A 9068-nucleotide genomic window follows, 5' to 3' on the forward strand; every position below is an offset into this window, starting at 1 on the left:
CTTGCCAAGAGAGGTGCGCACCCGTAAATAAGTCTCGTCTGTCCCGGTGTATCTCGATTCATCGTCGGCAGCACCATCGCACCGGATCACAGCGACGAGGGCTTCTGCCTGATCCTGCCCGCGCGTGTCGGCCTTACGTTTCGACGCCGCTGGGGATCGCAGACAAATCCCGATGTCCGGAAGATCCGTGTGGACACGGCGGCTTTCCGATCGGCCGGCTCGGACATCAAAGGTCGGGTGCCGCGCCTGCGTTGGACGGACCAGCCTCTTGCAGGCGGCGCGGCCTCCGGGCGGCGGGTTCCACCTTCGTGTCCTTCGCCGGGCCGTTCACATGTGGCCGCCGGATATCCGGTGCGATTGCCAGACAGTGCCGCAGGCGGTTTTTCGCAGGCCGGCGCGGTTCATGCCTGCAGAGGCGGCATTGCGTCGTTTCGCGGGCTTTCGATTTTCCGGTCCTCACGGGCCGAAAAAGGGTTCGAGCGCGCATTTCGATGATCCGGTTCGCCTGGTTCCGCACCCCGCATATCGCGACGGCAGACAGTGCCGCCGTGACGGGCGTCGCCGTGACCCTGGCTCCGACGCGCACGACCCGGCCTCACCCGGCCCAGGCTTTTTCCGATACCGACCTCTTTCCTTCTTTCCATACCCCCTATGACGGCATGTCCGACCGGGCCTCGTCACGGCGTTTCTCGCCGGCGATGGCACGTCGCTGCCGTGGAGATGTTCTTCAATGGCCAACAAGATGCTTATCGATGCCACCCACTCGGAAGAGACGAGGGTGGTCGTCGTCCGCGGTAATCGCGTCGAGGAATTCGATTTCGAGTCCGCAAGCCGGAAGCCGCTTCGCGGCAACATCTATCTCGCCAAGGTAACCCGCGTCGAGCCGTCGCTGCAGGCAGCCTTCGTCGATTACGGCGGCAACCGGCACGGCTTTCTCGCCTTCAACGAAATCCATCCCGACTATTACCAGATCCCCTTTGCCGACCGTCAGGCGCTGATCGACGCCGAGGCCGAGGATGAAGCCGAGGACGAGCGCGCCGCCGAACGCGCCGCCGCCAAGGCTGCGAAGGCCGAAGCCCAGAAGGTCGCCGCCTCTGAAGCCGCTGGTGACGCCGTGTCGTCCGACGTCCATGCCGAGGACGACAACGGCGAGGACGGCGGCCATGGCGAGATTCGCGAGGTTCGCGAACAGGAAGAGATCGTCGAGTCCGTCGGCGCCGAGGATGCGCTGGAGGAGGTGCCGGAGCGCCGCCCGCAGCGCAACCGCCGCACCTACAAGATTCAGGAAGTCATCAAGCGCCGCCAGGTGTTGCTGGTTCAGGTCGTGAAGGAGGAGCGCGGCAACAAGGGTGCGGCGCTGACCACCTATCTGTCGCTCGCCGGCCGCTATTCCGTGCTGATGCCGAACACCGCCCGCGGCGGCGGCATCTCGCGCAAGATCACCTCCGCCCAGGACCGCAAGCGCCTGAAGAAGATCGCGAGCGATCTAGAGGTGCCGGAGGGGATGGGCGTGATCCTGCGCACCGCAGGCGCCAGCCGTACCAAGGTCGAGGTCAAGCGCGACTTCGAGTATCTGCTGCGGCTGTGGGAGAACGTGCGCGACCTGACGCTGCGCTCCTCCGCCCCTGCCCTCGTCTATGAGGAAGGCAGCCTGATCAAGCGCTCGATCCGCGACCTCTACAACAAGGACATCGACGAGGTCCTGGTCGGCGGCGACGAGGGCTATCGCGAGGCCAAGGACTTCATGCGCATGCTCATGCCGAGCCATGCGAAGAACGTGAAGGCCTACAAGGACCCCTCGCCGCTGTTCACGCGCTTCGGCGTCGAGGCGCAGCTCGATGCGATGTTCTCGCCCCAGGTGACACTGAAGTCGGGCGGCTACATCGTCATCAACCAGACCGAGGCGCTCGTCTCCATCGACGTGAACTCGGGACGCTCCACCCGCGAGCACAACATCGAGGACACCGCCGTCCAGACCAATCTGGAGGCGGCGGACGAAGTCGCGCGCCAGCTGCGTCTGCGCGACCTCGCGGGCCTGATCGTCATCGACTTCATCGACATGGAGGAGAACAAGAACAACCGCGCAGTCGAACGCCGGTTGAAGGAGGCGCTGAAGTCCGATCGCGCCCGCATCCAGGTCGGCCGTATCTCGCATTTCGGCCTGATGGAGATGTCGCGCCAGCGCATCCGCACCGGCGTGGTGGAAAGCTCCACCCAGGTGTGCCCGCACTGCTTCGGCACCGGCGTCGTGCGCTCCACGGAATCGGTCGCGCTCCATGTGCTGCGCACCATCGAGGAAGCGCTTCTGAAGAGCGCCGCGCACAATCTCAACGTCCGCACCCGCACGGCCGTCGCGCTTTACATCCTCAACCAGAAGCGCCGCCACCTTGCCGACATCGAAGCCCGTTTCGGTGTCCAGATCAGCATCTCGGCTGACGAGGGCCTCGGCACGCACCATCACGCCGTCGAAAAGGGCGAGCTCGCGGTTCGCGACCCGAACCTGCCGCCCCCGCCCGGCCTCTCGTCGGTGGTTCACGTCGATTCGGTCGATCCGGATGCCCTGATCGAGGAGGAGCCGGAGGAGGCGGAAGACGTCGCCGAAGAGGCGCCGGAGCAGCCGTCGCCCCAGCAGGCCGGTTCCGAGAACGGCGAAGGCAATCGTAAGCGCCGCCGCCGTCGCCGCCGCCGTCGTGGCGGCGAGAACGGCGCCCGCGAGGCCAACGCCTCGGGTGAAGTCGAGCAGGGTGAAGACGACGGCGACGACGAGGGCGACGAGCACGCTCCGGCCGGGATCGCAGGCGAAGCCGTCGAGACGGCCGCCATCGGGATCGAAACCGGGACGGTGACAGCCGAAGACACGGATGCCGATGAGGCACCGGCATCGCCGGACATCGCCGTCCCATCGGAGACGATGTCGGCGGAGACCGTGTCGTCGGAAGGCGAGGCTTCGGAAGGTCAGCCTTCCGGTGCCGCTTCCCCGGACGCCGAAGCCGAAGCTCAGTCTGCCGAGGTCTCGGAAGAGGATGCCGCGGCCGCGCGTCGTCGTCGCGGTCGTCGCGGCGGACGCCGCCGTCGCGAGACGACCGAAGAGACCGACGCTGCCGAGACGAACGCCGCGACCGTGCAGGGCGGCGAGGAACCGGCCCTGGCCACCTCCCCGGCTGCCGACGAGACGCCGGCCGAGGCCGTCGCACCGGAGGCCGTGCACGATGCCACTCCCGAGACCGTCGCTGCGGCGCCGGCCGAAGAAGGTCACGAGGTCGTAGCGGCGCAGACCGCGGAGCCGGAGACCGCGGAACTGGCGACCGAGTCGCCTTCAGCCGAAGCGTCGCATGAGTCCGCGCCTGCCGAACCCGAGCCCGCAGCACCTGCGGCGGCCGAGGACACCTCCACCGCGAGCGAAGAGGCCGCATCCTGGAACGACGCGCCCGAGCAGCACCACGCCGGGGATAGCGGTTCCGAGGCGCCGGAGCCGGCTCCCGAGGCACCCGCCGCCGAACCGGAGGTCGACGACCGGCCGAAGCGCTCCGGCTGGTGGCAGCGGCGCTCGTTCTTCTGAGCGCCACTGGCCGCCCCAGGAACCCGCCGGGCTCCGAAGACGGTCCGCAGCGATGCCCCGACTGAGGGACACCGCGCTAGACGTGGATGCGCATGAAACTGTCCCCCGGATCGCCCGATCCGGGGGGCAGTTTCGCTTTCAGGCGTGCTCGATCCCGCCTCGCGGTCGCTTCACTCCGCCGCTTGCTTCACTCCGCCACTTGCGGACCTGTACCGCCCGGATGCACCACGACGGTCGCGGACAGGCCGGAAATCAGTGGGACGCCCTCCGGTACCTCGCCCAGGCGGATGCGCACCGGAATGCGCTGCGCCAGCCGGATCCACTCGAACTCCGGATCGACCCTCGCCAGAAGTCCCGCCGTGGCATTGGCATCGCCGATGGCACGGCTGATCCCCTCAACCTTTCCTTCGATCTGCGCGTCGCCGGCCATGAGCGTCACGGTCGCGGCATCGCCGACGCGGATAAAGGGAAGCTTCGTTTCCATGAAGTAGGCGTAGACATAGAATGAATGCCGGTCGACGACCGCGAGCACGCCGTTGCCCACGCGCGCGTAGTCCCCGACCGTCGCCGTGAGGTTCGTGACATAGCCGTCGACCGGCGAACGTACCTCCGCCCGCGTCAGGTCGATCTCGGCGCTCGCGAGCGTCGCCTCGGCCGCCGCCAGATCGGCGCCCGCCTCCGCGGCCCTGGTCGTCGACTTCTCGACATTCTCGACCGAGATCGCGGAGGTATCGGACGCACGCAGGCGGGAGTCGCGGTCGGCGTCGTCCTGGGCGAGCGTCAGGGCCTGCCGACGCTGAGCTACGGCGGCCTGGGCCTGCTGAACCGCCACCTGGAAGCGTTGCCGGTCGATGACGAACAGCACGTCGCCCTTCCTTATCTCCTGATTGTCCTTCACGTTGATCGCGTCGATCAGGCCGGAGACGTCCGGGGCGATCTCCACGACGTTCGCAAGCACGCGGGCGTCGCGTGTCCATGGCGCCAGCGTGTAGAACGCCCAGAGCCGCCAGCCGACGAGGACGGCCGCCGCGACCACGACGAGCGTCACGACCATACGAATGCCCCGGCTCGTCACAGCCATCGCACACCTCCCGCCAGCGTTGTCACGCCCAGAGCAAGCACGTAAAGCGCGGTATCGAACAGTGTGGAATGCCACACGAAGCGATAGAACCCGGTCCGCTTCAGCACTAGTCGCGCGAGACCGAAGGGCACGAGCGCCAGCACCAGCCAGAGCATCATCGGCGCGAGATAGAAGCCGAACAGGTCGATGTTGCCGAAATTGCCCGGCTCCAGCCAGGACCAGGAGACTGATGGTGGAACCTCGACCGGCAGGGCGGCCGAAGGTGCGATGGGCGGTGACGTTGCGGCGAGAGGCATGGGTCTGCTCTCAATCCTTCGGAAATGCGCGCAGCAGATAGGGGCGGTCGAAGCCGAAGCGGTCGGCGATGAAGCGCAGCGAGGAGGCTGCGCGCAGGACGCTCGCCGCCATATCGGACGCCGGTTCCAAGGCGACCTCTGCCAGCCGCGCACGCATTTCGGCGACCGCGGCCTCGGCCCGCGAGACGACCGCATCGGCGTCGGCGGGAGCGTCCGCCAGCATGGCGAACGCCGCGGCGAGGCTGTTGAGGCACGCATCGATCGCCCTCCGGCCATCCGGCGGCATCGCCGGATCGCTCATGAAGCGGCGCAGCAGGCCGAGTTCAAGGCAGGACGAGGCCACGCCGAGCGAACCGCGCAGAAACGTCTCGTCGCCCGGCCGGTCCAGATCGAGGCGAGGCAGCAACGCGGCGAGGTCTTCGAGCGCCTCGCGGTGCGCCCTGCGCGGAGCCGCCCGTCCACCCGCCACGGCGGCGAGGCGGCGCATGCCGGCAGCAAGTGCCCTGCGCCGCGCGGGCCGCGACGTCACCGGCACGAGATTGAAGAACACCAGGCCGATGCCGAAGCCGAACAGCAGCCCCAGGGCGGAGTTCGCGAACACACCGGGTTCGGGTCGGTAGACGTTGCCGCTGCCCATGTAGGCGACGAAGAACGACGTGAACCCGGCGCCGGGAAAGGCGTATCGCGGCGTCCCCATGACGAGCCCGGCCGGAACGAGCACGATCATCAGTGCCAGCGAAAGCGAAAGGAAGCCTTCGAGGGACGGCAGCACCAGCACCATGTAGGCATAGGCCATGACGAGCCCGCAGGCCACGAACAGGGTGTATGGCAGGCCGATCCGCGCGGGATCGTCCTGGTTGATCGCGAAGAAGATCATGATCCCGAAGCCCTCGAGCGCCGAGAATCCGGCGGTCCAGGTTGTCGCGCTCCAGAACAGGGCAACCGCGACGAGCCCGAGGCTCGCCCGCAGTCCCTGCAGGATCGCCTCGCGGTCGTCGACGGGCGCGCGTGGCTTGGAGCGCGCAGGCCCGCGCTTGGGATGTGCCGCCGCGCGCATGCTCGCCGCCTCCGCCGTCATCACCATGGCGAGCCCATGGACCATCTCGCCAGTACGCCGCAGGATCAGGAGCGCATTCGCCAGCGGCTCAAGGGGACACGTTCCGGCATGCCCTTCGAGATCCGCGGCGGCCTGCGCGACATCTCGATGGGCGTCGCGCAGTCGCTGGCGGACCTCCCTCGCGCCGCTGAACCGCGGCAGGTCGTCTGACAGCGTCCGCAGCACTCGCTGGACATCGCGGAGCGCCGGTTCCAGCCGGTCGTTGATCGCCTCGTCCTGTGCGCCGCGGATATCTTCCAGCCGGACATAGAGACCGCGCACCACGGCCAGCACGGCGAGAAACTCGGAGAGCGCCCGATGGAGCGTCTCATCGTCGACGCGCCGGTCCGGCCCCTCGAACGCGGTGTAAGATCGCAGCGCATCGAACTTGACGACATCCGCCACCATCCGCCGCCGCATCCGCATCAGGGTGTCGAACGGCGTGCCCGGCTGCAGCGCGGCGACGCCGAATGCAGCCAGCCCGGAGACGTTGGCATAGAGCGCGGCACGCAGCACGTCGCTCGCATAGCGCGGCATGACCAGCACGCTCGCCGCTGTCGAACACAGGATGCCGAGAATGATCTCGGTCGAGCGATCGAGCGCGATGGTCCACGCGGTCGTTGGCGCGGCTGCGCCCTCGAAACCGACGAGAAGCGCAGTGAAGCCGGCAAGGAGAACGCCGTAAGCCGCGAAGTAGCGGGCTCTGGTGGCCGCATATGTCGTGGCGAAGTACCACACGGCCAGACACCCGACGAGTGCGACGGGAGCCTCCGCATAAAGCGCGACGGCGACGAGGCCGGCGATCGCCCCGGCGATCGTGCCGGCGATCCGATAGAAACCCTTTGCGATCGATGCGCCGGCGGTCGGCTGGGCAAGGAGATAGACGGTGAGGATCGACCACTGCGGATCCTGCAGGCCGAGCCAGTAAGCGATGGCGAGGGCGACCAGCCCCGCCACTGCTGTCCGCAATGCGTAAACGACGTTCCGCCAGCCAATATCGATCGAGAGCGCATCCGGCCACAGGCCGCGGATTACCCCCGCCGTAGCCATCGAAGCACCTTCCCCCTTGTTGGCCGATCGCAGCCCGAATGCGCGTGAACCTTCGCCGCACGAACGAGGAGGATAAGCCAGCGCGACCGGAAGTGGGGGCGGAATTTTCCTGCGCAGGGCGTCTCAAAGCCACGGCGGGATGGCGGGACGTGTGCGCTTGGAAAACCCACGTTTCGGCAACCCGCCGAACCGAAGCCCGACTGACAGCCTGTGCCGTGCGCCGCGTCGTCTCGTCGCCCGATCTAAAATTCCTCTTTGAAATCAGTCTACTCGCGCGAATGAGGGCGACCGCGGCCGAAACGTCCCGCTCACGCGTGTCACGAGCCACAACGTCTTGAAGAACACCGGAAATTAACCGTTGCGGAACACAACTGGAACGAATAACGTTCGTTCCTGATTTGTACACCCTTCGATCTTGACTCGGACTTGAATCGTCCCCGCTCCGGATCAAAGGCTGCGCGCGGGGAAGACAGTCGTCCATATCTCCGCGCGCGACGTGCCGCCGTTCGTTCTGATCTCATGCCGAGAGGGGCAGATGCTCACGCGCAAGCAATATGAGCTGTTGATGTTCATCCATGAGCGGCTCAAGGAAAGCGGCGTTCCCCCTTCCTTCGAGGAGATGAAGGAGGCCCTCGACCTGCGCTCGAAGTCCGGCATTCACCGGCTGATCACGGCTCTCGAGGAACGCGGCTTCGTGCGCCGCCTGCCGAACAGGGCCCGCGCGCTCGAGGTGGTGCGCCTACCCGATTCGGTCTCGCAAAGCCCGGCCGCCCGGCCGCGCGGCTTCTCGCCGAGCGTCATCTCCGGTGCGCGGGATCGGACGCCCGAGCCCGCGCCTCCGCCCGTCACGACACGGGCGCAGCCGGAGCGCGCGGTCAACATGCTGGACGTACCGGTCATGGGCCGCATCGCTGCCGGCGTGCCGATCGCCGCGATCCAGACCCAAAGCCACAGCATCACGCTGCCGTCCGAGATGCTGCCGCCGGGCGAGCATTTCGCACTCGAAGTGCGTGGCGACTCGATGATCGAGGCCGGCATCCTCGACGGCGATACCGTCGTCATCCGCCGTTCGGACAGCGCGGACACCGGCGACATCGTGGTCGCGCTGGTCGACGGCGAGGAGGCCACGCTGAAGCGGCTGCGCCGCAAGGGTGCCTCCATCGCGCTCGAAGCGGCGAACCCCGCCTACGAGACCCGGATCTTCGGGCCGGACCGCGTGCGCGTTCAGGGCAAGCTCGTCGCCCTGCTGCGCCGGTACTGACGTCGCGTTCTCCTGCGCGCATTGGCACGCCGACCGGGATTGGCGCCCCGGAATAAGAGGTGTGAGATCTGTGGCTTGGGATCGGCGGCAGGGGTCTGCAGCCAGGATCTGAGCATGGCGTCGCCGCGCGGGGACCAATGCCCCTGGATCTTCGATCCGGGACTCTCAAGCGCCGGCTCTCTGAGACGGGCCGGCTGCTTGGGAGACGTGCGCCCGGGATCTCTGCGGCGGCGCCGGCGGGCGGCCTTGGCCTGCCGCGTCATCGCCGGGTCCGCCTTCGGCGCTTCCGTGATCGGCCGGGCCGGTTTATGGTCCGCGGCGCTCTTGAAGTGGCGTCGCCTTGAGCCGACGCCTTCGGGTCTGTCGGAAGGGAATGCTGTGATGTCTGGAGAGGGAAAGCGGCTTTCGGATGATGCGGCCGGGTCCGTGACGCCGGTGGTGCTGTCGGGCGGCACGGGAACGCGGCTGTGGCCGCTGTCGCGGGAGGCCTATCCGAAGCAGCTCCTGCCGCTGACGAGCGAGCGCACCCTCATCCAGGAAACCGTGCGCCGCTGCGCCGATCCCGCGCTCTATCGCAGCCCCGTCATCATCACCAACGCCGAGCACCGCTTCGTCATCGCCGAGCAGCTGCGCGAGATGGGCGTCGAGCCCGCCGCCGTCGTGCTGGAGCCCGTCGGCCGCAACACCGCCGCCGCCGCCACAATCGCCGCCCTGATGGAACGCGC

Annotated in this window: 6 protein-coding genes; 3 read left to right on the forward strand and 3 right to left on the reverse strand. The window is 67.6% G+C overall.

Translation table 11 applies throughout. From position 1 onward, the window contains the following. The first annotated feature begins 730 nt into the window (after positions 1-730). Entirely contained in the window at positions 731-3559 is a 2829-nt protein-coding gene (locus BUF17_RS04475) for a ribonuclease E/G (RefSeq protein WP_073625909.1), read from the forward strand. Positions 3560-3746: 187 nt separating this feature from the next. On the opposite strand, the gene BUF17_RS04480 is transcribed toward BUF17_RS04475, so the two are convergent. The 3 genes from BUF17_RS04480 to BUF17_RS04490 are packed head-to-tail and all read right to left on the reverse strand — an operon-like array spanning position 3747 to position 7082. After that, a complete protein-coding gene (locus tag BUF17_RS04480; RefSeq protein WP_073625910.1) occupies positions 3747-4640 on the reverse strand; it encodes an efflux RND transporter periplasmic adaptor subunit in 894 nt (297 codons plus the stop codon). Next, positions 4631-4936: a DUF1656 domain-containing protein gene (locus BUF17_RS23175; protein ID WP_084563916.1), complete on the reverse strand. Its 306-nt coding sequence runs from the start codon at positions 4934-4936 to the stop codon at positions 4631-4633. Before BUF17_RS23175 ends, BUF17_RS04480 begins: the two co-directional genes overlap by 10 nt. Positions 4937-4946: 10 nt before the next feature. Further along, positions 4947-7082 carry an FUSC family protein gene (locus BUF17_RS04490; protein WP_073625911.1) on the reverse strand — a complete coding sequence of 712 codons (2136 nt, stop codon included), beginning with the start codon at positions 7080-7082 and terminating at the stop codon, positions 4947-4949. Between the two features lie 535 nt (positions 7083-7617). Between BUF17_RS04490 and lexA the strand changes: the two genes are divergently transcribed. Next, complete coding sequence (gene lexA / locus BUF17_RS04495) at positions 7618-8343, forward strand: transcriptional repressor LexA (RefSeq protein WP_073625912.1); 726 nt, start codon at positions 7618-7620, stop codon at positions 8341-8343. 381 nt (positions 8344-8724) lie between these two features. Then, positions 8725-9068 (forward strand): sugar phosphate nucleotidyltransferase (locus BUF17_RS04500; protein WP_244530750.1); only part of this gene is annotated, 344 nt, incomplete at its 3' end.

The sequence above is a fragment of the Pseudoxanthobacter soli DSM 19599 genome (assembly GCF_900148505.1).
In the GTDB taxonomy this organism is placed as follows: domain Bacteria; phylum Pseudomonadota; class Alphaproteobacteria; order Rhizobiales; family Segnochrobactraceae; genus Pseudoxanthobacter; species Pseudoxanthobacter soli.

Bases quoted from the DNA above. Each gene is read 5' to 3' on its own strand.
- BUF17_RS04475 (WP_073625909.1), top strand. From the start codon at position 731: ATGGCCAACAAGATGCTTATCGATGCCACCCACTCGGAAGAGACGAGG.
- BUF17_RS04480 (WP_073625910.1), bottom strand. From the start codon at position 4,640: ATGGCTGTGACGAGCCGGGGCATTCGTATGGTCGTGACGCTCGTCGTG.
- BUF17_RS23175 (WP_084563916.1), bottom strand. From the start codon at position 4,936: ATGCCTCTCGCCGCAACGTCACCGCCCATCGCACCTTCGGCCGCCCTG.
- BUF17_RS04490 (WP_073625911.1), bottom strand. From the start codon at position 7,082: ATGGCTACGGCGGGGGTAATCCGCGGCCTGTGGCCGGATGCGCTCTCG.
- lexA (WP_073625912.1), top strand. From the start codon at position 7,618: ATGCTCACGCGCAAGCAATATGAGCTGTTGATGTTCATCCATGAGCGG.